General features: G+C 59.6%; 16 protein-coding genes and 4 tRNA genes. 11 read left to right on the top strand and 9 right to left on the bottom strand.

Annotated elements, in window-relative coordinates; genetic code table 11:
- Nucleotides 1–116 precede the first annotated feature (116 nt).
- Nucleotides 117–533, top strand: coding sequence for a hypothetical protein (locus MRBLMS1_RS28680; protein WP_128140571.1), 417 nt, complete (start codon nt 117–119; stop codon nt 531–533).
- Here the strand turns inward: MRBLMS1_RS28680 and MRBLMS1_RS28675 are convergent.
- Together MRBLMS1_RS28675 and ssb are read right to left on the bottom strand one after the other, a co-directional pair.
- Nucleotides 530–1,012, bottom strand: coding sequence for a DUF1203 domain-containing protein (locus tag MRBLMS1_RS28675; RefSeq protein ID WP_139092000.1), 483 nt, complete (start codon nt 1,010–1,012; stop codon nt 530–532). The genes MRBLMS1_RS28680 and MRBLMS1_RS28675 overlap by 4 nt on opposite strands.
- Before the next feature lie 209 nt (nt 1,013–1,221).
- Entirely contained in the window at nt 1,222–1,737 is a 516-nt protein-coding gene (gene ssb / locus MRBLMS1_RS28670) for a single-stranded DNA-binding protein (protein WP_034754418.1), read from the bottom strand.
- Nucleotides 1,738–2,118: 381 nt separating this feature from the next.
- On the opposite strand from ssb, the gene uvrA reads away from it, so the two are divergent.
- Nucleotides 2,119–4,968, top strand: a complete 2,850-nt coding sequence (gene uvrA, locus MRBLMS1_RS28665; protein ID WP_034754422.1) for an excinuclease ABC subunit UvrA — start codon at nt 2,119–2,121, stop codon at nt 4,966–4,968.
- Nucleotides 4,969–5,244: 276 nt separating this feature from the next.
- Here uvrA and MRBLMS1_RS28660 read toward each other — a convergent pair whose 3' ends face one another.
- Entirely contained in the window at nt 5,245–7,116 is a 1,872-nt protein-coding gene (locus tag MRBLMS1_RS28660) for a phosphoenolpyruvate carboxykinase (GTP) (RefSeq protein ID WP_485883748.1), read from the bottom strand.
- A gap of 357 nt (nt 7,117–7,473) precedes the next feature.
- On the opposite strand from MRBLMS1_RS28660, the gene MRBLMS1_RS28655 reads away from it, so the two are divergent.
- Nucleotides 7,474–8,487 carry a D-2-hydroxyacid dehydrogenase family protein gene (locus MRBLMS1_RS28655; RefSeq protein ID WP_485883746.1) on the top strand — a complete coding sequence of 338 codons (1,014 nt, stop codon included), beginning with the start codon at nt 7,474–7,476 and terminating at the stop codon, nt 8,485–8,487.
- Here the strand turns inward: MRBLMS1_RS28655 and MRBLMS1_RS28650 are convergent.
- Complete coding sequence (locus tag MRBLMS1_RS28650) at nt 8,475–9,248, bottom strand: L-asparaginase (RefSeq protein ID WP_485883744.1); 774 nt, start codon at nt 9,246–9,248, stop codon at nt 8,475–8,477. The two genes, MRBLMS1_RS28655 and MRBLMS1_RS28650, sit on opposite strands and share 13 nt — an antisense overlap.
- 163 nt (nt 9,249–9,411) lie before the next feature.
- On the opposite strand from MRBLMS1_RS28650, the gene MRBLMS1_RS28645 reads away from it, so the two are divergent.
- Both MRBLMS1_RS28645 and MRBLMS1_RS28640 read left to right on the top strand, forming a co-directional pair.
- Nucleotides 9,412–9,897: an asparaginase domain-containing protein gene (locus MRBLMS1_RS28645; protein WP_034754431.1), complete on the top strand. Its 486-nt coding sequence runs from the start codon at nt 9,412–9,414 to the stop codon at nt 9,895–9,897.
- 521 nt (nt 9,898–10,418) lie between these two features.
- Nucleotides 10,419–13,148 carry a TonB-dependent receptor gene (locus MRBLMS1_RS28640; RefSeq protein ID WP_128140577.1) on the top strand — a complete coding sequence of 910 codons (2,730 nt, stop codon included), beginning with the start codon at nt 10,419–10,421 and terminating at the stop codon, nt 13,146–13,148.
- A gap of 136 nt (nt 13,149–13,284) precedes the next feature.
- On the opposite strand, the gene MRBLMS1_RS28635 is transcribed toward MRBLMS1_RS28640, so the two are convergent.
- A complete protein-coding gene (locus tag MRBLMS1_RS28635; RefSeq protein WP_034754435.1) occupies nt 13,285–14,181 on the bottom strand; it encodes a recombination-associated protein RdgC in 897 nt (298 codons plus the stop codon).
- A 118-nt stretch (nt 14,182–14,299) separates the two neighbouring features.
- A complete protein-coding gene (gene dinB / locus MRBLMS1_RS28630) occupies nt 14,300–15,484 on the bottom strand; it encodes a DNA polymerase IV (protein WP_485883741.1) in 1,185 nt (394 codons plus the stop codon).
- Between the two features lie 142 nt (nt 15,485–15,626).
- Between dinB and MRBLMS1_RS28625 the strand changes: the two genes are divergently transcribed.
- The 6 genes from MRBLMS1_RS28625 to MRBLMS1_RS28600 all read left to right on the top strand — a co-directional run bounded on the left by MRBLMS1_RS28625 (nt 15,627) and on the right by MRBLMS1_RS28600 (nt 19,239).
- Complete coding sequence (locus tag MRBLMS1_RS28625; RefSeq protein WP_485883739.1) at nt 15,627–17,795, top strand: S9 family peptidase; 2,169 nt, start codon at nt 15,627–15,629, stop codon at nt 17,793–17,795.
- Between the two features lie 99 nt (nt 17,796–17,894).
- Nucleotides 17,895–17,970, top strand: a tRNA-Val gene (locus MRBLMS1_RS28620).
- Between the two features lie 54 nt (nt 17,971–18,024).
- Nucleotides 18,025–18,101: transfer RNA gene (locus MRBLMS1_RS28615), tRNA-Asp, on the top strand.
- A gap of 217 nt (nt 18,102–18,318) precedes the next feature.
- A tRNA-Val gene (locus MRBLMS1_RS28610) sits at nt 18,319–18,394 on the top strand.
- A gap of 57 nt (nt 18,395–18,451) precedes the next feature.
- Nucleotides 18,452–18,528: transfer RNA gene (locus MRBLMS1_RS28605), tRNA-Asp, on the top strand.
- Nucleotides 18,529–18,891: 363 nt separating this feature from the next.
- Nucleotides 18,892–19,239, top strand: coding sequence for a CzcE family metal-binding protein (locus MRBLMS1_RS28600; RefSeq protein ID WP_485883737.1), 348 nt, complete (start codon nt 18,892–18,894; stop codon nt 19,237–19,239).
- Between the two features lie 68 nt (nt 19,240–19,307).
- On the opposite strand, the gene ahpF is transcribed toward MRBLMS1_RS28600, so the two are convergent.
- The 3 genes from ahpF to MRBLMS1_RS28585 all read right to left on the bottom strand — a co-directional run bounded on the left by ahpF (nt 19,308) and on the right by MRBLMS1_RS28585 (nt 22,151).
- Nucleotides 19,308–20,903: an alkyl hydroperoxide reductase subunit F gene (gene ahpF / locus MRBLMS1_RS28595; protein ID WP_436483783.1), complete on the bottom strand. Its 1,596-nt coding sequence runs from the start codon at nt 20,901–20,903 to the stop codon at nt 19,308–19,310.
- Between the two features lie 98 nt (nt 20,904–21,001).
- Nucleotides 21,002–21,565: an alkyl hydroperoxide reductase subunit C gene (gene ahpC / locus MRBLMS1_RS28590; RefSeq protein WP_092717461.1), complete on the bottom strand. Its 564-nt coding sequence runs from the start codon at nt 21,563–21,565 to the stop codon at nt 21,002–21,004.
- A gap of 187 nt (nt 21,566–21,752) precedes the next feature.
- Complete coding sequence (locus tag MRBLMS1_RS28585) at nt 21,753–22,151, bottom strand: DUF3597 domain-containing protein (protein ID WP_034753903.1); 399 nt, start codon at nt 22,149–22,151, stop codon at nt 21,753–21,755.
- Nucleotides 22,152–22,297: the final 146 nt, after the last annotated feature.

Below are 22,297 nucleotides of genomic sequence, written 5' to 3'. Positions count from 1 at the left end.
AAAAATGCACCGAAACACGCTATGCGAGCGCTGCCGTACTGGCCAATGGCGGCACCTGGGGTAACATGGCCAGCATCGCCGGCGAGCGCGCTGGCACCACTTCAAAGGACGTCCCCATGCCGCATCGCCACCTGCCCATCCGCGCCAGCCTGCTGCTGGCGGCCCTCGTTTTCACCACGCCCGCCTGGAGCGCCGACCCGGTCCACAAGGAAACAGTGGAACTGACGGCAGGAAAAACCGTGCACAGCGTGAAAGGCAAGATCAAGGGCTACGCCACAGCCGAATACACGGTAACAGGCAAGGCCGGCCAAACCCTCAGCGTCAAGCTCAAGACCAATCAACCGTCGAATTACTTCAACATCCGCCAGCCAGGCCAGGATGAAGCCCTGTTCATCGGTTCATCCGGCGGCAACAGCTACCAGGCAAAACTGCCGGCCGATGGCGAGTACACGGTACAGGTTTACCTGATGCGCAACGCTGCGCGCAGGAATGCCGTGGCCAGCTACAGTCTGGAGATGGGCTTGCGCGATTAAGCAAGAGAGCCGCCGACGCGGTCGATACGGCCCGCGTAACAGCCCCGCTTGGCATTATGAACATGAATATAACTGACGTCCGCATTGGCGAATAGTCGTGCAATGAGGGCTTCCATGGCAGTGCCGTCCACCACGTCGGCATCGAGCATCATGCCATCGGCAGCATAGGCGCGCAGCGACAACAGGCGCAGCCGCATCGATTGCGGCACCTGGTTGACGGCATCGTACGCTTGCGTGGCGCCCTCGCGGACAAAAATGGCGTGGCAAGCCCGGTAAGGCGTCATGGCGGGCTGGCACACATGATTCAATAACAGCACGGTCTCGCCCAGTTCGGCGTCCACCAGCGCTATGCGGTCAGGAAATCCGGGGTGTTGGTCGACCACCTGGCGCCGCATGCCGAGCGCCGTTAACTCGGCATCGGACAAGGAAAAAAACGGCAGAAAAGGTTCGGGCGACAAGCCCGTAATACGAAAATCCATGCTGTTCTCCGGCGTCGTCAAAACCACCATCAGACCAGCATCGGGACGGCGCCGCCATCCGCTTCTTGCTATGGAATGTGACCATGCGTCACGGAGTGCCTTCTAGCGCCCGTGCGCATAAAACGCCCGTACGCATAAAAAAAGCCTGCTTCACGGAGGAAGCAGGCTCTTGTAGACAGTGTCTGACGGCAGGCGTCAGAACGGCGTACTTAGAACGGAATGTCGTCATCCATATCCGAGAAGTTCGGAGCTGGCTTCGGTGCCGGGCGTGGCGCCGGTGCCGGAGCTGGACGCGGGGCTGGCGCCTGGCGTGGGGCCGGGGCATCGTAACCGCCGCCACCGCCACCACCGTAGCTGTCATCGCCACCGCCGGCGTCGCCGCCCATGCCGGAACGGCCGCCCAGCATTTGCATCTGTTCCGCGATGATGTCGGTTGCGTACTTCTCGACGCCGTCCTTGTCCGTGTACTTACGGGTTTGCAGACGGCCTTCGACGTAGACGGACGAACCTTTTTTCAGGTATTGGCCGACGATTTCCGCCAGGCGGCCGAAGAACGAGATACGGTGCCACTCTGTCAATTCTTTTTGTTCGCCCGTGTTGCGGTCCTTCGATTTGTACGAAGTGGCCACGGCGATGTTGGCGATCGCGTCGCCGCTAGGCATGTAGCGGATTTCCGGGTCACGGCCCAGATTGCCGACGATGATGACTTTGTTGACTGATGCCATGAATAACTCCTGATGAACTGCAGCGGGAGCCGGTGTCCCGCGCGTTAGTTTAGTGTACTAAACGAGGATTATAAGCGACCACGCGGCGCAAAGCACCCGCTTTCTGGCGGACGCCATCTCCCGTGCGGCAGCACGTTTTTTTCACGGCAGGGGAAAACAAGAAACTTGAATACTGGTATTATATACAGTATTCAAACGTCAGTACGCATCTGCATCAAACTTTGTCAGGGCACGTTCGCCCGGCGGCGCAATCCGCCCATGGACGCCTCAGGCATGCAGAGCAAAACCCGGCTATAGTTACAGGTTGACCCGTTGTGGCCCCTCATCCGCACCCAGGCACAATGCGCCGGCCGCACCACTCACTGAAAGCAAGGCAATCACATGGAACAGATCCGCATTCGCGGCGCTCGCACGCATAACCTCAAGAATATCAATCTCGATTTGCCGCGCAATAAGCTGATCGTGATTACCGGCTTGTCCGGATCCGGCAAGTCGTCGCTGGCCTTCGACACCTTGTACGCGGAAGGCCAGCGCCGCTATGTCGAGTCGCTGTCGGCCTATGCACGCCAGTTTTTGCAGTTGATGGAAAAGCCCGATGTCGACCTGATCGAAGGCTTATCGCCGGCCATCTCCATCGAACAGAAGGCAACGTCGCACAATCCGCGCTCGACGGTGGGCACCGTGACGGAAATCCACGATTATCTGCGCCTGCTGTACGCGCGCGTGGGCACGCCCTACTGCCCCGACCATCCAGAAAACGCGCTGGCCGCGCAATCCGTGTCGCAAATGGTCGATGCCGTGCTGGCCATGCCGGAAGACACCAAGCTGATGATACTTGCGCCCGTCGTTGCCAACCGCAAGGGCGAACACGTGGACCTGTTCGAGCAGATGCAGGCGCAGGGCTTCGTGCGCTTTCGCGTGCAGAGCGGCACGCATGCGGCCAAGATCTATGAAGTCGATGACCTGCCGAAACTGAAGAAAACGGAAAAACACACGATCGACGTCGTCATCGACCGGGTCAAGGTGAACCAGGAGATCAAGCAACGCCTGGCGGAAAGTTTCGAAACAGCCCTGCGTCTGGCCGATGGCCGCGCCATTGCCTACGAAATGGATACCGCCCAGGAGCATGTGTACTCCAACAAGTTCGCCTGCAATGTGTGCGGCTATTCGCTGCAGGAACTGGAACCGCGTCTGTTCTCGTTCAACAACCCCATGGGCGCCTGCCCCGAATGCGACGGCCTGGGACATATTGAATTCTTTGACCCGAAACGCATCGTCGCGTTCCCGAACCTGTCGCTCGCTTCGGGTGCCGTCAAGGGCTGGGACCGCCGCAACCAGTTTTACTTCCAGATGCTGTCGAACCTGGCCGCGTATTACGAGTTTGACCTGGACATGCCGTTCGAGCAGCTGGACTTGAATTCACAGCAAGCCGTGTTGTACGGTTCCGGCAAGCAAGTGATTCCATTTACCTATGTCAACGAACGGGGCCGCACCGTCATCAAGGAACACACGTTCGAAGGCGTGGTCAACAATCTGCAGCGCCGCTACCGCGAGACGGATTCGATGGCCGTCAAGGAAGAATTGGCCAAGTTCATCAATGAAAAATGCTGCCCCTCATGCGATGGCGCGCGCCTGCGGGTGGAAGCGCGCTTCGTCAAGGTCGGCACGGGCAAGCAGCAGCGCGCCATCTATGAAGTGGCGGGAAAACCGCTGCGCGAGACCCTGGAATTTTTTGAAAAGCTGAAACTGACGGGCGCCAAGAAAGAGATCGCCGACCGCGTGGTCAAAGAAATCATTTCGCGCCTGAAATTCCTCAACAATGTGGGCCTCGACTACCTGTCGCTGGACCGCAGCGCCGACACGCTCTCCGGCGGCGAAGCACAACGCATCCGCCTCGCGTCGCAAATCGGCTCCGGTTTGACGGGCGTCATGTATGTGCTCGATGAACCGTCGATCGGCTTGCACCAGCGCGATAATGACCGCCTGATCGAAACCTTGAAACACTTGCGCGACATCGGCAACAGCGTGCTGGTGGTCGAGCATGACGAAGACGCCATCCGCACGGCCGACTACATCGTCGACATGGGCATCGGCGCGGGCGTGCACGGCGGCGAAATCATCGCCGAAGGCACCCTGCAAGACATTCTCAAAAACAAGAAATCGCTGACGGCGCAATACCTGAACGGCAAGCTGAAGATCGCCGTGCCAGCCAAGCGCCACGCCAGCAATCCGGAAAAACAGCTGGTCATTACTGGCGCGACGGGCAACAACCTGAAAAAGGTGTCGCTGAGCTTGCCTGTGGGCTTGATGACATGCGTAACGGGCGTGTCCGGTTCAGGCAAGTCGTCGCTCGTCAACGATACCCTGTATCCGGCCCTGTCGCGCCATTTGTATGGTTCGCAGACGGAACCGGCGCCGCACGAGTCGATCAGTGGCCTGGAACACTTCGACAAGGTCATCTCCGTCGACCAGGCGCCGATCGGCCGCACGCCGCGCTCGAATCCTGCCACGTACACGGGCTTGTTTACGCCGATCCGCGACTTGTTCTCCACGGTGCCGACGGCCAAGGAACGCGGCTACAGCGCGGGCCGCTTCTCGTTCAACGTGAAGGGCGGGCGTTGCGAAGCGTGCCAGGGCGATGGCGTGATCAAGGTCGAGATGCATTTCTTGCCCGACGTCTACGTCCCGTGCGATGTGTGCCACGGCAAGCGTTACAACCGCGAAACCCTGGAAGTGCAATACAAGGGCAAGAACATCACGGAAGTGCTGGGCATGACGGTGGAGGAAGCGCATGAATTCTTCAAGCCCGTCCCCTTGATCGCGCGCAAGCTGCAAACCCTGCTCGACGTGGGCCTCGGCTACATCAAGCTGGGCCAGAGCGCCACCACGCTGTCCGGCGGCGAGGCGCAGCGCGTGAAATTGTCGCTGGAATTGTCCAAGCGCGATACGGGCCGCACCCTGTACATCCTCGATGAACCGACGACGGGCTTGCACTTCCACGACATCGACTTGCTGCTGAAAGTCATCCACCGACTGCGCGACCAGGGCAACACTCTGGTGATCATCGAGCACAACCTCGACGTCATCAAGACGGCCGACTGGATCGTCGACCTCGGTCCGGAAGGCGGCGCTGGCGGCGGCCAGATCATCGCGACGGGCACGCCGGAAGACGTATCATTGAACCCGGCCAGCGTGACGGGTAAATACCTGGGGCCGCTGCTCAAGCAATAACGACGGCAGCGCAATAAAAAACGGCGCGGATTGCTCATGCAATCCGCGCCGTTTCTCTTTTTGATAGCACCCCAGTCATTGCCGGCGTGTCATTTATCGCACGCCAGTCTTTGCCGGCGTGTTTCTCCCCCACTACAACTCTCAACACCTGACAAGCTACTGCGCGGCGCGCTTTGCGGCATGCGATGCTCACCGTGCTTCAGCACGGTTGCGCTTCTTAGCCATAAATCACTGCCGCTCGCTACGCTTGTCAGATGCCGCTTTACGCTAACTTAATTACGCACTCAGCCGCTTTTCCAGCGCAGCCTTGTTGTCTGCCAATTCCTGCGGCAGATGATACGCGAGTTTTTCAAACAACTCCGTATGCAATTTCAATTCTTCCACCCACGCGGCCTTGTCGATCGAGGTGATGGTGTCGAACTGTTCTTGCGTGAATGGCAAGCCATCCCAGTTCAGGTCGCCATACTGCGGCGTCGTGCCGAACAGATTTTCCACGCCGCCGGCCTTGCCTTCGATACGGTCCAGCATCCATTTGAGCACGCGCATGTTGTCGCCAAAGCCAGGCCAGACGAACTTGCCAGCCTCGTCCGTACGGAACCAGTTGACGCAATAGATCTTCGGCAGGGCGGCCGGGTTGACTTTGCCCACCTTGACGCCCATGTCCAGCCAGTGCTGGAAGTAATCGCTCATGTTATAGCCGATAAATGGCAACATGGCAAATGGATCGCGGCGCACGACGCCCATCTGGCCCACGGCAGCGGCCGTCGTTTCCGAGCCCATGGTGGCGGCCATGTAGACGCCTTCGATCCAGTTGCGCGCTTCCGTGACCAGCGGCACGGTGGTCGAGCGGCGGCCGCCGAAGATGAAGGCCGAGATCGGCACGCCAGCCGGATCGTCCCAGGCAGCATCAATGACCGGGTTTTGCGTCGCCGCCACCGTGAAGCGGGCGTTCGGGTGCGCCGCCTTGGTGCCGGACGCTGGCGTCCAGTCCTTGCCCTGCCAGTCGATCAAATGGCTAGGCGCTTCCTTGGTCAAGCCTTCCCACCAGACATCGCCATCGTCCGTCAGCGCCACGTTGGTGAAAATCGTGTTGTCGCGCATGGACGCCATGCAGTTGTAATTGGTTTTTTCGTTGGTGCCCGGCGCCACACCGAAGTAGCCCGCTTCCGGGTTGATCGCGTACAGACGGCCATCGGCACCTGGCTTGATCCACGCGATATCGTCGCCGATGGTGGTCACTTTCCAGCCATTAAAACTTGCCGGCGGGATCAGCATGGCGAAGTTGGTCTTGCCGCAAGCCGATGGAAACGCTGCCGCCACATAATGCTTCTTGCCTTCCGGCGATTCCACGCCGAGGATCAGCATGTGTTCGGCCAGCCAGCCCGGGTTGTCGTCCGATGCTTGCGCTTCCTGGTAACCCATGTTCGAGGCGATGCGCAGGGCGAAACATTTCTTGCCCAGCAAGGCGTTGCCGCCATAGCCGGAACCGAAGGACCAGATTTCACGCGTTTCCGGGAAATGCACGATGTACTTGGTGCTGTTGCACGGCCATTTCACGTCGGCCTGGCCGGCAGCCAGCGGTGCGCCCACGCTGTGCACGCATGGAACGAATGCGCCATCGGTGCCCAGCACGTCGTACACGGCACGGCCCATGCGGGTCATGATCTTCATGTTGACGGCGACGTAAGGCGAGTCGGACAGTTCCACGCCGATGTGCGCGATTGGCGAGCCCAGCGGGCCCATCGAGAATGGCACGACGTACATGGTGCGGCCGCGCATGCAGCCATCGAACAGGCCGTTCAGGGTGTGGCGCATTTCGCCAGGCTCGGTCCAGTTATTCGTCGGACCGGCCGCTTCCTTCGTTGCCGAGCAGATATACGTGCGGTCTTCGACACGGGCCACGTCGCTCGGGTCGGAGCAGGCCAGGTAGGAATTCGGGCGCTTGTCGGCATTGAGCTTTTTCATGGTGCCGCTGGCAACCATTTCGGCGCACAGGCGCTCGTACTCTTCTTGCGAACCATCGCACCAGTAAATGCGGTCTGGCTTGGTGAGCGCGGCAATGTCGGCCACCCAGTTGATCAGTTTCTGTTGTTTAATATAAGCTGGAACGTTGAGTGCGGCGACGCCACCCATGACGGGCTGATTCATATTACCTCCAATACCAATAAAAGAAATTCTGGTCGTTCCGGCAAGACAGGCAGCATCGTTGAGAGGTGGCTGCGGCTCACTGCGGGCGGCGTGTTCACGCGGGCAGGGCTCTGGTGTCGTGTCCGCCGCGGCGCTCGCGCCGGCGGCATTTACCTGGATCATGCTCCCGGGCTGCAGGAACAGTTTGCGCTATCACTATAATCAGGAAGCTGCAAAAGTGCCGGCGATTGTACACCCGCATAACAGCTATTCTCGCAAAAATGTAGGAGAATAGCTTGACTAATGTAGTAGGCTATTCAGCATTTCCCGTATCCTGTTATTTCCCTACCAAATCCTCACTAAAATCGGCCATCCACCATGAAAATTGCCATACTCGATGATTACCAGGATGCCGTGCGCGGCCTCGATTGCTTCCAGTTGCTTGCCGGCCACGAGGTCAAAGTGTTCAGCAATACGGCGCGGGGCCTGGGCCAGCTGGCGATCCGCCTGGCGCCGTTCGACGCGCTGGTACTGATACGCGAACGCAGCAGTTTCAACCGGGCCTTGCTGTCGAAACTGCCGAATCTGAAACTGATTTCGCAAACAGGCAAGGTCAGCGGCCACATCGATGTGGCGGCCGCCACCGAGCTGGGCATCGCCATTGCGGAAGGCATCGGCTCGCCTACGGCGCCAGCCGAACTGACATGGGCGCTGATCATGGCGGCGCAGCGCAAGATCGTGCCGTACGCGCAACATTTGCAAGAGGGGCTGTGGCAGACGTCGTCGCTGGAACCAGCGCGCAACACGCTCGGTACGGTATTGAAAGGGCGCACCCTGGCGATCTGGGGCTACGGCAAGATCGGGCAATTGATTGCCGGCTATGGCCGCGCCTTCGGCATGAGCATCCTCGTGTGGGGCAGCGAAGCGAGCCGGGCGGCGGCTGTGGCGGCTGGCGATACGGCGGCAGAGTCGCGCGAGGCCTTCTTCGAGCAGGCCGACGTGCTGAGCCTGCACCTGCGCCTGTCCGACAAGACGCGGGGACTGGTAACGGCCGAGGACCTGGCGCGCATGAAGCCGGCTTCCCTGTTCGTCAACACCAGCCGCGCCGAGCTGGTGGCCGATGGCGCGCTGGAAGCAGCCCTGCCGCAGGGGCGCCCGGGCGCCGCCGCGCTGGACGTGTTTACGGACGAGCCGCTGCCGCCAGGCTCGCCACTACTGCAGCTGCCAAACGTGCTGGCCACGCCCCACCTGGGCTACGTCGAGCGTGACAGCTATGAACTGTATTTCCGCTACGCCTTGCAAAACATCGTCGATTTTGCGCAGGGTCAATGCACGCGCCTGCTCAATCCCGAGGTGTTGCAGCACCCGCGGCAAGTCCCTCAGGAGCGCTGAAAGCCTTTCAACAGATCCGGCTCGCCCGTGATGCGAATGGCGGGCGCCGACAGCACGTGCCGGCCGCGCCACAGCCCGGCCCAGCCGGGCGGCCACGCGATCTGAGGGCCTGCATATGGCGCCACGCTGGCGCGCACGACCACGACCGGTACGGGCGGCATGTCTTGCAGCGGCTCGCCTGCGGTGCGCTGCATATCCAGGCTGTACATGTAATTGGGCAATAAAGCGTCGCAGACGCGGCCAAACCACTCGCTATGGTCGTCGTCGCGGCCCAGCGCCTGCGCCAGCCCCTGCGGGTCGAAACGGGCCAGGGCATCGATCAGCTCGCCAGTGGTGGCGCCCGGGGAATCGCCCCAGCCCATCACGGGGTTGACGTTGTAATCGGCACCCGAGCCATACCAGCCTTCGCGCCAGGGCCGCTGCATCCAGTCGCGCGGCCCCGTAAACAAATGCCAGCGCCAGTGCAGGCCGGACGGCTTGGGCCAGGAATACAGATACAGTTTTTGATAGCCTGCCTGGTGCAGTTCGCGCACCATGGCCATCAGGCGCGCGTGCGGCATGCGGTCCGGCGGCGCGCGGCGAAACAGGATCGCTTCGCCATCGGCAAACTGCACGTCATCGGTCGACAGGTTCAGGTCCAGGGTACGCGCTTCGCTGCCGAAACGGGCGGCGATCCAGCCCGTCAGCAGATTGACGGACGTGATCACCCCGTAACCGCGGTGGCGGTGAAAAATGACGGTGCCGGGAGCGAGCGCTTTCATACGGAGTCGGGGGTGGCAGGCAAACAAAGAAACCAGTGTACTCACAGATGGCCAAATTTTCCAGATGCGATCTGCAACGGCCCGCAGCGGGCCCGCCATTCACGCAACGCTGCCAATCCACGCTATCATGCGCGTCATTCTCCACTGACATCGTGACCACATCATGACATTGCGCATACTCGCCACCGGCGGCACTTTCGACAAGCACTACAACGAATTGAACGGCACCCTGGGCTTTTCCGACAGTCATTTGCCGGCAGCGATTGCCCGCGCGCGCATGACGGCGCCCGTGGCGCTGGAGCAATTGCCCCTGCTCGATTCGCTCGACATGCAGGATGCGGACCGCCAGCGCGTGCTGGCCTCGTGCCGCGCGGCACACGAGAAAGCCATCGTCATCATCCACGGCACCGACACCATGCGCGAAACGGCGCAAGTGCTGGGCGCGGCGAACCTGCAGCAAACGGTGATTTTGACGGGTGCCATGATTCCCTATGAAATCGACAACTCCGATGCCCTGTTCAACCTGGGCTTTGCCTGCGGCGTGGCGCAAACCTTGCCAGCCGGCGTGTACGTAGCCATGAATGGCCAGATCTTCGCCTGGGACAATGTGCAAAAGAACCGCGCCGCCGGCGTGTTCCAGCCCTTGTAAGCCGATGGCGGGACGGGGCGCAAAAGCCGAGCGGCCAACGCTCTGACTGACACTCTGTCACAATTTGGCCAGCCCGCTTTCAGCGGGCTTTTTTACGTTTTTTCGCTTTGCATAAATTCTACAATACAACCTTTTTCATCTAATTATTGCTGGCAAAACATCAAATTGCCAATACAGTAATTTTATGTTGCAAAAAAACGCCATCAATCATTTTTAAAAACGTAGATATTTATAAATATAAAATCTATATTTAACATTTAAATCAAATATTCTTCAGTATCTCGAATTTATTGCCAAATCCGACACGGTTAAGGTGCATTTTTTCTTGCTGAGACGACATAATGTTTGCCTCGACAAGTTAAAAGTGCATTTATAACAATATTGCACCAAGTAGTCTTCCACCTCCCACCGACGTGGTTCCGCCTACCGTACACGAGCACCGCAGACCATCTACCCAATGGCTATATCGGTGCTCGTGTACCGCTTGTCGTTATTAAAACTACTACGGAGTAATTGTTACAATGGCATTTAAAGAAAAAATTGGCGTACGCAGCGTACGTCTGGCCCTGACCGTACTGGCAGGTAGCGTCTTGTTCTCCGGCCAATCCATGGCGGACGAAGCAATCCAAAAAGTTGAAATTACCGGTTCGAGTATCAAGCGTATCGCTGTGGAAGGCGCACTGCCTGTACAGCGCCTGTCGCAAGAAGCGATCGCCAAATCGGGCGCCACTTCGGTAGCCGACCTGATCCAGGCCCTGCCAGCCATGCAAGGCTTCACCATCGGCGCAGTTGCTGCCGGCTCCGACTCGGGCGGCAATACCAGTGCATCGCTGCACGGTATCGGCGAGTCCTACACCCTGGTACTGCTGAACGGCCGCCGCATCGCGCCACAAGGTTCCGGCACCACGGTCAACCTGAACGCCATTCCGATGAGCGCTGTTGAGCGCGTCGAAATCCTGACCGACGGCGCTTCGGCACTGTACGGCTCGGACGCCATTGCCGGCGTACTGAACTTCATCCTGAAGAAGAACCAGCAAGGCGCCACCCTGGAAGCCACCTACGGCGGTCCGGAAGACAAAGGCGGCAACGCCTGGAATACCAGCGTCACCTACGGTTTTGGCGACCTGGACGAAGACCGCTTCAACGTGCTGCTGTCGTACCGCCATGACGAGCAATCGAAACTGCGCGCCACCGACCGCGATTTCGCCGCTACCTCCTTCGTGCCATTCAGCCGCAACGGCAAGAACTACACCTGGGATCGCACCAGCACCTCGGGTTCGCCAGCAGGCGCCACCGTGGCCTACAAGAGCGGTGCTACATCGACCGCGTTTTCGCCTTACCTGGCTCAAAATGGCAAGTGCCCTGACGGTTTCGAAGTCACCACCGCCAATGCACGCGCTTGTGGCTTCGACACGGGTTCCACCGTGGAAATCGTGCCGCAATCGAAGCGTGACAGCCTGTTCTCCAAAGCAACGTACAAGCTGAACGACAACCTGAACGCCTTCGCCGAACTGGCTTACTCGCGCTACGACCTGACGGCGCGTATCGCCGCCAATCCGATCCCGATTGCGATCGCCAAGGACAGCGCGCTGTACAACACCTATGTATCGCCATACCTGACGCCAGCGCAACGCGCCGACGTCAAATCGGTGACGGCAAACTACCGCAGCACCGACTTCGGCCTGCGCGCCAGCAACACCATCACCGAAACCAAACACATGGTCGTTGGTGTGGAAGGCGAACTGGGCGCATGGAACTTCGAAAGCGGCCTGACCTGGTCGCAAAACTCGATCGACGAGCGCTACACGGGCGGTTACCAGAAGAGCCAGGAGTTCAAGAACATCCTCGCCAATCCGGACTTCAACCCGTTTGCAGCGACGCAAAAACCATCGGTGCAAGCGCAAGTCGCTGGCGCGCAGTTCGTTGGCTCCGTGCGTACCGCATCGACCACGATGCGCGGCGTCGACACGCACGGCTCGCGTGAACTGTTCAGCCTGCCAGGCGGCAAGGCCAGCCTCGGTATCGGCGGCGACTACCGCACCTATACCTATGAGCAATCGCCAGGCAGCAATGCCACCGGCGACGATATCTACAACTTCAACACCAAGGCCGCATACGACATGAGCCGCGACACCTACGGCGCGTTCGTCGAGTTGCTGGCTCCGCTGACCAAGTCGTTCGAAATGACCGTTGGCGGCCGTCACGATGCCGTCAAGGCGATCGATGACAAGCTGAACAACAAAACTGTCGGCAAAAAAGACAGCGCCAATACCTACAAGGTATCGGCACGCTGGCAGCCGGTACAGACCGTGTTGATCCGCGGTTCCTACGGCACGGGTTTCAAGGCGCCAAGCATGCTGGAAATTGCTCAGCCACTGGTCAATGCAGGCTTTACCGCCAAGAAATTTGACTGCCCATACCCAGGCAACGCACTGTGCCGCGCGGAAGCAACGCAATACAATGCGGTATCGCAAGGCAATCCGGATCTGCAATCGGAAAAGTCGAAGCAGTTCACCCTGGGCTTCCGTGTCGAGCCTAGCGCGGCCTTCTCGTTCGGCGCCGACCTGTGGGACGTGAAACTGCGCAACGCCGTGTCGGAAGTGTCCGAAGAGCAGGCATTTGCCGATCCGGTCAAGTATGCGTCGAGCTTCGGCGAATACATCGAACCATCGACCGGTATCGCTTACTACGCGTTCAAGAAACTGTCGGTCAACATCGGCAAGAAGGAATACCGTGGTATCGACTGGGATCTGTCGGCCAACCACAAGTTTTCCTTCGGTAAGCTGACCGCCCAATTGAGCGGTACGCACATGTTGCACGCTAACTACACCAAAGCAGGTAGCGACAATATCTACACCAGCAACATGAACTTCTTCGGCGACACCAATGAAGTCACGTTCCGCAATCTGATGAAGCTGACGACGACCCTGGACACAGGCCGCCTGAGCAACACGGTAACGGTCAACTACCGTAACGGCTACACCGATGCAGCCGCTACCGTGTACGACGTGGCAGCCGCAAAAGAAGTGAAGGGTTTCCGTCTGCAAGTACCGTCGTACACGACGTTCGACTGGCAAGCACGTTTCGCCTTTGACAAGCAAACCACGATCCGCGCAGGCATCAAAAACCTGTTCGACCGTGCACCACCGCTGTCGCTGCGCGCTTCGTCGGGCCACCAGATCGGTTTCGACCCACGCTACGCCGATCCAATGATGCGTTCGTTCTACGTCACCGGCAACTACAAGTTCTAATGTGACGTTGTGAATTAGCTTGTCTGAAAGCGCCTTGCACTTCACCGTGCAAGGCGCTTTTTTTTATGGCGCGACATATTGCGCAGACGAAAAAAAAGGAGCCGCAGCTCCTTTTTTTGTACCGGCATGACGGCGGTTACGCCGTCGCTTCACCGCCCAAGGCTTCGACCACGTCAGCCATCAGCTTGGAGAGCTCGCCCGTCATCAGCATCACGTCGCCGTCGAAACGCTCTTCGTCGTTCTTCGTGCTCGATTCCGTTTCCTTGATCACGTCCAGCGGCTTGACGCTCTTGATGGCCAGCGACTCCGTCAGCACGAACGAGATCTTGTCGTTCCACGTCATGGCCAGGCGCGTGCACTGCTTGCCGGCCGCGATGTGGCGGCGCACGTCGTCCGCTTCCAGGGTGTGGCGCACGTAGCGCACGGTGGCCTTGCTTTCGCCCGTGGCGCGCAATTCCGTATCCATGTCGACCGTGAAGCCGGCCGGCGCATCGTCCGCTTGCAACCATTCCGTCATCACCGCCACGGGCGAACGCTGCACGCGCAGGCTTTCCAGCGGCAGTTTGTCGACGGCTTTCAACAGCAGCTTGATGACTTCATCGGCTTTTGCCGGGCTGGCGGCATCGACCACCAGCCAGCCATTGACGGGGTCGATCCACGTCCAGACGTTGCTGCGGATGCTGAAGGCGCGCGGCAGCAGTTCGTCGGCCACGCGTTCCTTCAATTCCTTCATGGCTTTCTTGCCTGGGGCAAAGCCTTGCGCTTCTTCCATCTCGGCGGCGCGGGCCTTGGCCACCTGGTTGATGACGGTCGCTGGCAGCAGTTTCTTTTCCGTGCCCAGCAAGATCAGCATCTGTTTGTTGACCACGTGGACCAGGCCGCCGTTCGGGCGTGGCGTATCCCAGCCCTGGCGCATCAGATCCATGCTGGTCGCCGGCGTAAATTTGTTCGAGGACAGCGCCTCTTCCAGTTGTTCTGGCGTGTAAGCCCACGGTGCGGGCAGGCGGTAAATCTGAAGATTCTTGAACCACATAGTTTTTGTCTTCCGTTTGTTTCAGTAGTGCCAGGGGAACGCCATTCTACACTTTCGACACGGGAATGCCGTCAAAAGCGCGGACTGGCGCGGTGTTGTTGCTGCGTGGGGAAAGTCGCTACAGGGCGGGAAACAGCTCCGCCTGGGCTGGCGCCTGCCGCGTCACGAGGGCCGGGTCGGACAAGGTCGAGATGCGCACGCCCAGCAGGCGGATTTTCTTGTCAAATGGCACGCGCCGCAAGCAATCGCGGCTGGCGCGCAGGATGGCGGCGGCATCCGCCGTGGCGCTGGGCAAGGTAATGTCGCGCGTGACGGTGCTGAAATCCTCGAAGCGCAGCTTGATGCCCACCGTGCGCCCCGCCAGCGACTGTTTATCGAGGTCGCCCGCTACGCGCGTGCACAGGCTTTCCAGCTTTTCCGACAGGGTGGCGCGGTCGCGCACCACCTGCAAGTCGCGCTCGAACGTCGTTTCGCGGCTGACGGACTTGGTTTCCCGGCTCGTCTGCACGGGCCGGTCATCGATGCCCAGCGCCGCCTGGCGCAGCCAGCCCGTGTACAGGTCGCCGAACTGCGTGCGCAGCATGGCCATGTCGGCCCGGGCCAGCTCGCCGATGGTGAAAATACCTAGCGCTTCCAGCTTGGCCGTCGCTTTCGGACCGATGCCGTTGATCTTTTTCGCCGGCAAGGGCCACACGCGCGTTTCAATATCTTCCGGGTTCAGGATGGTCAGGCCATCCGGTTTTTCCAGGTCGGAACAGATTTTCGCCAGCAATTTGTTCGGTGCCAGGCCGATCGAGCACGACAAGCCCGTCGCCTCGGACACGGCCGCCTTCAGGCGCGCCGCCATGGCCGGCGCCTGCTCGCCGTATTCGGTGAGATCGACATAGATTTCATCGATGCCCACGTTCTGGATGATGGGGCACAACTGGGCCACGGCCTGCTTGAAGCGGGCCGAATACTCGCGGTAGGCTTCGAAATCGGCCGGCAGCAGGATGCTGTCGGGCGCCAGCTTGGCCGCCTTCATGATGCCCATGGCGGAAAACACGCCGAACACGCGCGCCGCATAGGTCGACGTGGTAACGACGCCGCGCCCCACGTAGTCGCGCATGCGCGCAAACTGCCGCGTGCCGTCTTCCTGCAACACGGGCTGCTGCAAGCGCCCGCCGCCAATGACGACGGCTTCGCCACGCAGTTCCGGATATTTCAACAGTTCCACGGAGGCAAAGAAGGCATCCATGTCCAGATGGGCAATCCAGCGACGGGCGGCGGGTGGCTCGGGAAGGGGGGAGGCAGATGTGGTCAAGGACACCTCGCGGCGGGATACTGTAGTTATATACAGTATCGCTGGAAATGCCCGTGGACGCAAGTTGAAACGCACGCGCAAGGCGGTTGCTTTTCCCAATAGCAAGATTACAATCCTGACACAACTATTCAAAGGAGTCGCCTTGTCTATCGCCCATCACGCTGCGCGCCGCCGGTCCGCCTGGTTATCCATCCTGCCGGCCCTGCTGCTGTCCTCGCTGGCGCCATCCGCGCTGGCCGCCGATGCCGCCACTGTCGCTACCGCCGCCGCACCTGTCGCCGCCAAGACGGCCTGGCAGGAAACGCGCCACGGCACAGTCGTCACGGACGACTACCGCTGGCTGCAAAAGAAGAGCGATCCTGCCGTGATCGATTACCTGAATGCGGAAAATGCCTACACGGCCGCCGTCACGGCCCCGATCCAGCCGCTGGCCGACAAGGTGACTGCGGAAGTGAAGGGACGCATGCAGGAAGTGGACCTGTCCGTGCCTGCGCGCCAGGGCAATTTCTACTATTACACGCGCACGGAAGCGGGCAAGCAATACCCGATTCACTGCCGCCGTCCTGTCGGCAAGAGCGGCGCCCACGATGCGCAAGCGCTTGAAGAAATCCTGCTCGATCAGAATCAATTGGCCGAAGGCCACAAATTCTTTGCCGTACGCGCGTTTGCCATCAGCCCGAATGAACAGTTGCTGGCCTACACTACCGACACGACGGGTTTCCGCCAGTACGAACTGCATGTCAAGGATTTGAAGACGGGCAAGCTGCTGGGCGATACCATGCCTAGAGTCACGTCCCTGGCCTGGGCGGCGGACAATGCCACCCTGATGCTGACGCAGGAAGACGCCACCACCAAGCGCGCGGACCGCTTGTTCCTCCTGCCTCTGGGTGGCACCTTGCAGCAGGTCTACCACGAGCCAGTGGAACAGTTCGCCATCGGCGTGAGCCGCACGCGCGACCATCGCTACTTCGTGCTCACTGCGCGCAGCACGGATACGAGCGAAGTGCTGCTGCTGCCAACGAGCAAGCCGGAAGGCAGTTTCCAGTCCGTGCTGAAACGGGAAAAAGGCCACCGCTACGGCATCGAACACCGCGACGGCCAGCTGTATATTCTGACCAACAAGGAGGCGAAGAATTTCCGCGTCGTCAGCGCGCCAGTGACCGCCCCGCAGCCGAAGAACTGGAAGAGCGTCGTGCCGCACAACAAGGACGCCGTGATCCAATCCATCGACGTCTTCCAGGGCTACCTGGTGGTGATGGAAAAGGCCCGTGCCCTGAACCGCGCCCGCATCCATGATTTCGCGCGGCATAACTGGAAGACGGTGCAGTTCGACGACCCCGTCTACCTGGCCACGGCGGCCGGTACGCCGGAGTTTTCCGCCACACAATTTCGCATGTCCTACCAGTCGCCCGTCACGCCCCCCACCGTCATCGACGTCGGCATGCAAGACGGCAAGCGCACGGTGCTCAAGCAGCAGGAAATCGTCGGCGGCTTTGACGGCAGCCGCTACACGACACAGCGCCTGTGGGTGACAGCGCGCGATGGCGTGCAAGTGCCGCTGTGGATCGTCTACAAGAAAGGCGTCAAGCTCGACGGTTCCGCGCCGCTGCTGCTGTACTCGTATGGATCGTACGGCATCTCGACGGAAGCCAGTTTTGCCATCAGCCGCATCAGCCTGCTGGACCGTGGCGTCATCTATGCGCAAGCGCATATCCGCGGCGGCACCGACATGGGCGAAGCCTGGCATGAAGACGGCATGCTGATGAAGAAGAAAAACACCTTCAATGACTTCATCGACAGCGCCGACTACCTGGTGCGCGAAAAATGGACGAGCCCGAACCGCCTGATCATCCAGGGCGGCAGCGCCGGCGGCCTCTTGATGGGCGCCGTCGTCAACATGCGCCCCGAGCTGTTCCACGCCGTGCACGCGGCCGTGCCCTTCGTCGACGTGATGAACACCATGATGGACGCCAGCCTGCCGCTGACGACGGGCGAATACCTGGAATGGGGCGACCCGAACCAGAAGGCGGCCTACGACTACATGCTCAGCTACTCGCCTTACGACAACATTGCGCGCAAGAATTACCCCGCCATGCTGGTGACGACGGGCCTGAACGACAGCCAGGTCATGTACTGGGAACCGGCGAAATACGTGGCCAAGCTGCGCGCGTACAAGACGGACGGCAATCCCCTGCTGCTGAAAACGAATATGGGCGCCGGCCACGGCGGCGCTTCGGGCCGCTATAACGCCATCGCCGAAAACGCATTCAATATGGCGTGGATGCTGTCGCAGTGGGGTATTACAGAGTAAAGTGAAAAAAGCGCTTGCAGAAGGATTTTTTCCGTCCTATAATAGCGCCTCTTCCAGACGTGGTGACAAACGTCGGGATGGTTTTCTGAGACAAGCAACGGGTGCTTAGCTCAGTTGGTAGAGCGGCGCCCTTACAAGGCGTAGGTCGGGAGTTCGAGCCTCTCAGCACCCACCAAATCAGAAAACTGTCCAGTGCTTCATGGATCAGCAATACAGATCATACGAGCTTGGAGTGGTAGTTCAGTTGGTTAGAATACCGGCCTGTCACGTCGGGGGTCGCGGGTTCGAGTCCCGTCCGCTCCGCCAATAAAAGAAAAGCCCTTTGGTTCTCTGAACCGAAGGGCTTTTCCCATTTCAGAAGCAGAAAACACGTCGGTTCCCCCTTCCCTGAATATTTTTGCGCTTTTCAGCAAAAAAACTGCTGTTCCCCCTCAAGAATAGTTGCACAAGCACGAAAGCGCCCCCTATAATAGTGCCTCTTCCAGACGTGGTGACAAACGTCGGGATAGTTTTCTGGGTATGCGGGTGCTTAGCTCAGTTGGTAGAGCGGCGCCCTTACAAGGCGTAGGTCGGGAGTTCGAGCCTCTCAGCACCCACCACCAATACAGAAAATTATCCAGTGCTTCATGGATCAGCAACACAGATCATACGAGCTTGGAGTGGTAGTTCAGTTGGTTAGAATACCGGCCTGTCACGTCGGGGGTCGCGGGTTCGAGTCCCGTCCGCTCCGCCAATAAAAGAAAAGCCCTTTGGTTCTCTGAACCGAAGGGCTTTTCCCATTGTGGGACCGCAAATGCTCTAGAATCAGCGCTACCCCGATTCTGCCCCTGCCCCGCAGCTTTTCTCTCTACCGCGTGCTGCGCTTGCGTCTGGCCCATCATGCTTTGCTGCAATTTGCCGCCAGCGCATCGTGCTGACCAGCCATTTGGCGCCGGACGTGCCGCTGGCGGCGACCATGCAATTGTGAAATAGGACTTTGCAGATCCGACAAGAAACGCTTAGGATGCCGTGTTGCAAAAACCGGCGATCCCGGTGCAGCCACAACGACAATATGGCGCGGCTACTCGCTGCGCCAGGCTTATTCTTGGAGATGACTATGTTGAACACCCACCGCAGCGCCCTGGCGATTTTGTGCGCCGCTTTTGCCACCCTTGCCACCTCGGCCCTCGCGGCCGGCCCCACGGGCACGGCCGCCGACTATGGCAGCAGCGCCCCGCACGCGGCCGCCCAGCGCAGCATCGAGCTGCAACCCGATACCCGCCACATCAACGTCACGCGCGGCGAAACCGTCACCATCGCGCGCGCCGGCCAGCGTTTTACGTGGCACGTGCAAACCTTCAACAACAAGACCGTCTTCGCCCTGGCAGAGATTGCGCCGAAGGACATGCCCGTCGACGGCGTGCAAGTGTATGTGGCCAGCAACCCGCTGTACGCGGGCAGCTAAGTTTCTTCTACACATAAAAAAAACCGGAACCACCTCGCGGCCGTTCCGGTTTTTTTCAGCGTAAAGATTTACGCCGTCAATGCTTCTTTCGATGCGGACTCTTCCACCACTTCCTCGTCGTCCGAGCGGATCAGGTGGTCAAAGGCGGACAAAGCTGCCTTCGCGCCTTCGCCGGTGGCGATGATGATCTGCTTGTACGGCACCGTGGTGACGTCGCCGGCCGCGAACACGCCGGGGATCGAGGTCTGGCCACGGGCGTCGACTTCGATTTCGCCATGGCGCGACAGTGCCACAGTGCCTTTGAGCCACTCCGTGTTCGGCACCAGGCCGATTTGCACGAAGACGCCTTCCAGCTCGACCTTTTTCGACTCGCCGCTGACGCGGTCCGTGTAGCTCAGGCCATTGACGATCTTGCCGTCGCCGTGGATCTCGGTCGTTTGCGCCGACGTAATCACGGTCACGTTAGGCAGGCTGTGCAGCTTGCGTTGCAGCACCGCATCGGCGCGCAATTCCGCGCCGAACTCGATCAGGGTCACGTGTTTCACGAGACCGGCCAGGTCGATCGCCGCTTCCACGCCCGAGTTGCCGCCGCCGATCACGGCCACGCGCTTGCCCTTGAACAGCGGGCCATCGCAGTGCGGGCAGTAGGCGACACCGTGGTTGCGGTATTCCTTCTCGCCCGGCACGTTGATTTCGCGCCAGCGGGCACCGGTGGCCAGGATGACGGTCTTGGCTTTCAACACGGCGCCATTCGCCGTCTCGATCTGCACCAATTTGCCCGGCGTCAGTTTCGCGGCGCGCTGGGTGTTCATGATGTCGACTTCGTATTCCTTGACGTGCTGTTCCAGCGCCATGGCGAATTTCGGACCATCCGTTTCCTTGACCGAAATAAAGTTTTCGATGGCAAGGGTGTCGAGCACTTGGCCGCCGAAACGCTCGGCCAGCACGCCCGTCTTGATGCCTTTGCGGGCAGCGTAGATGGCCGCTGCCGCGCCGGCAGGGCCGCCGCCGACGATCAGCACATCAAACACGTCTTTCTTGTTCAGCGCTTCGGCCTGGCGGGCGCCGGCGTTGGTGTCGAGCTTGGCGAGGATTTCCTCGACATTCGTGCGGCCCTGGCCGAAGTGCTGGCCATTGAGGAACATCATCGGCACGGCCATGATCTGGCGCTCTTCCACTTCTTTCGGGAACACGCCGCCATCGATGGTGGTGACCTTGATGCGCGGGTTGATCACCGCCATCGCATTCAAGGCCTGCACCACTTCCGGGCAGTTATGGCAGGAGAGCGAAATAAACGTTTCAAATTCGTAGTCGCCGTCGAGGTTGCGGATCTGCTCGATCACGGCCTCGTCGAACTTGATGGTGTGGCCGCCCACTTGCAGCAGCGCCAGCACCAGGGAGGTAAATTCGTGGCCCAGCGGCACACCGGCGAAACGCACGCCGATGTCGGAGCCTGCACGGTTGATGCTGAACGACGGGGCCCGTACGCCAGCGTCAAGGCGCTCGACCAGCGTGATCTTGTCGCTCAACAGGACTATCTCCTGGAGCAATTCCTTCATCTCGCGGGCTTTTGCGCTGTCATCGAGAGAAGCGACCAGCTCAAGCGGATACACCACTTTTTCCAGGTAGGATTTCAGTTGGGTTTTGAGGGTTGCGTCTAACATGATTTTTTCTTCCTTTACAAATATTTAGGCGAATGCCGGGCCGGACGCCCGGTCCGGCATCGCGGTAACTACTTGTTTGCTACGTGTTGCATCGAGACTTAGATCTTGCCGACCAGGTCCAGCGATGGGGTCAGGGTTGCTGCGCCTTCCGTCCATTTGGCTGGGCAAACTTCGCCTGGGTGAGCGGCAACGTATTGAGCTGCCTTAACTTTGCGCAACAGTTCCGATGCGTCACGGCCGATGCCGTTGTCATGCACTTCCAGCACTTTGATGAAGCCGTCTGGATTGATGACGAAGGTACCGCGCAGTGCCATGCCTTCTTCTTCGATCATGACTTCGAAATTGCGCGACAGGGCGCCGGTTGGGTCGCCGATCAGTGCGTATTGCACTTTCTTGATCGCGTCCGAGGTGTCATGCCATGCTTTGTGCGCGAAGTGCGAATCGGTCGAGATGCCGTAGACATCGACGCCCAGTTTCTGGAATTCAGCGTGGTGATCGGCCAGATCTTCCAGTTCGGTTGGGCAAACGAAGGTGAAGTCGGCTGGGTAAAAGACGAATACCGACCACTTGCCTTTCAGCGACGCTTCCGTCAGATCGACGAATTTGCCATTGTGGTATGCGGTTGCCTTGAATGGTTTAACTTGGGTATTGATCAGCGACATTTCATTTCCTCTCGTGTGGTGAATCAGTAAGACTCTAGTGTAAGGGGTTTTAACCCATATGCAAAATTGATTGTCACAATAGTTTCAATTGGTTTTAGCTATCATGACACCATGGGAACTCCATGATAGGCAGTTCCCACGCGATTGGATAGCGGTGACAGTGGATACCCCTGCCGCCGCCAGGTGTTTAATTCTTGAGTTCTTCCGGTACCTTGCCACCGTTTTCGGCCAGCTTGATCATTACCTGGCGGTGCAGCCAGATATTCATGCTGGCCGAATCGTTGGTGTCGCCCGTGAAGTGCAGCTCTTGCGCCAGTTCCTTGCGCGCGGCCAGGCTGCTGTCGAGTTGAAGCAGTTTCATCAGGTCGACGATGGACGTGCGCCAATTAAGTTTTTCCGCGTTCTTGCTGGCCAGGTCGACCAGCACCACTTCCACGTCCACCACGGGCGCGGCAGCGGCCGGAGCGGCAGCAGGAGCGGCCGGTGCTGCGGCAGGTGCTGTCGTGGCGGCGGCCGGCGTGGCAGCCGGTGCGGCATCGGACGAATGGTGGAAGATCTTGTTATAGATATTGCTGAAAATGCCCATGAGGTCACCTCGAGTTGAGTGAATGGAAGAAGATTGCCTGCGCACCCGGTGTAGGTACCGGTGACAGCAAAGCCGGGCGCAGGCGCCAGCCCATCGAGTATAAGCCCGTTCAAGCCGGGAGCCCCGTCCCGCAGGCCTGGATGAAA

Origin of the sequence: Massilia sp. LMS1-1-1.1 (assembly GCF_040815535.1) — a bacterium.
In the GTDB taxonomy this organism is placed as follows: domain Bacteria; phylum Pseudomonadota; class Gammaproteobacteria; order Burkholderiales; family Burkholderiaceae_D; genus Janthinobacterium; species Janthinobacterium aestuarii.
The sequence above is the reverse complement of the archived record's forward strand: the minus strand, read 5'-3'. Positions and strand labels throughout refer to the sequence as shown.

Excerpts from the sequence above, each read along its gene's own strand:
- ahpF (WP_436483783.1), bottom strand. The coding sequence starts at position 20,903 with ATGTTAGACGCAACCCTCAAAACCCAACTGAAATCCTACCTGGAAAAA.
- MRBLMS1_RS28680 (WP_128140571.1), top strand. The coding sequence starts at position 117 with ATGCCGCATCGCCACCTGCCCATCCGCGCCAGCCTGCTGCTGGCGGCC.
- MRBLMS1_RS28640 (WP_128140577.1), top strand. The coding sequence starts at position 10,419 with ATGGCATTTAAAGAAAAAATTGGCGTACGCAGCGTACGTCTGGCCCTG.
- MRBLMS1_RS28635 (WP_034754435.1), bottom strand. The coding sequence starts at position 14,181 with ATGTGGTTCAAGAATCTTCAGATTTACCGCCTGCCCGCACCGTGGGCT.
- MRBLMS1_RS28655 (WP_485883746.1), top strand. The coding sequence starts at position 7,474 with ATGAAAATTGCCATACTCGATGATTACCAGGATGCCGTGCGCGGCCTC.
- MRBLMS1_RS28660 (WP_485883748.1), bottom strand. The coding sequence starts at position 7,116 with ATGAATCAGCCCGTCATGGGTGGCGTCGCCGCACTCAACGTTCCAGCT.
- ahpC (WP_092717461.1), bottom strand. The coding sequence starts at position 21,565 with ATGTCGCTGATCAATACCCAAGTTAAACCATTCAAGGCAACCGCATAC.
- MRBLMS1_RS28675 (WP_139092000.1), bottom strand. The coding sequence starts at position 1,012 with ATGGATTTTCGTATTACGGGCTTGTCGCCCGAACCTTTTCTGCCGTTT.
- uvrA (WP_034754422.1), top strand. The coding sequence starts at position 2,119 with ATGGAACAGATCCGCATTCGCGGCGCTCGCACGCATAACCTCAAGAAT.
- MRBLMS1_RS28645 (WP_034754431.1), top strand. The coding sequence starts at position 9,412 with ATGACATTGCGCATACTCGCCACCGGCGGCACTTTCGACAAGCACTAC.
- ssb (WP_034754418.1), bottom strand. The coding sequence starts at position 1,737 with ATGGCATCAGTCAACAAAGTCATCATCGTCGGCAATCTGGGCCGTGAC.
- MRBLMS1_RS28585 (WP_034753903.1), bottom strand. The coding sequence starts at position 22,151 with ATGGGCATTTTCAGCAATATCTATAACAAGATCTTCCACCATTCGTCC.
- MRBLMS1_RS28650 (WP_485883744.1), bottom strand. The coding sequence starts at position 9,248 with ATGAAAGCGCTCGCTCCCGGCACCGTCATTTTTCACCGCCACCGCGGT.
- MRBLMS1_RS28600 (WP_485883737.1), top strand. The coding sequence starts at position 18,892 with ATGTTGAACACCCACCGCAGCGCCCTGGCGATTTTGTGCGCCGCTTTT.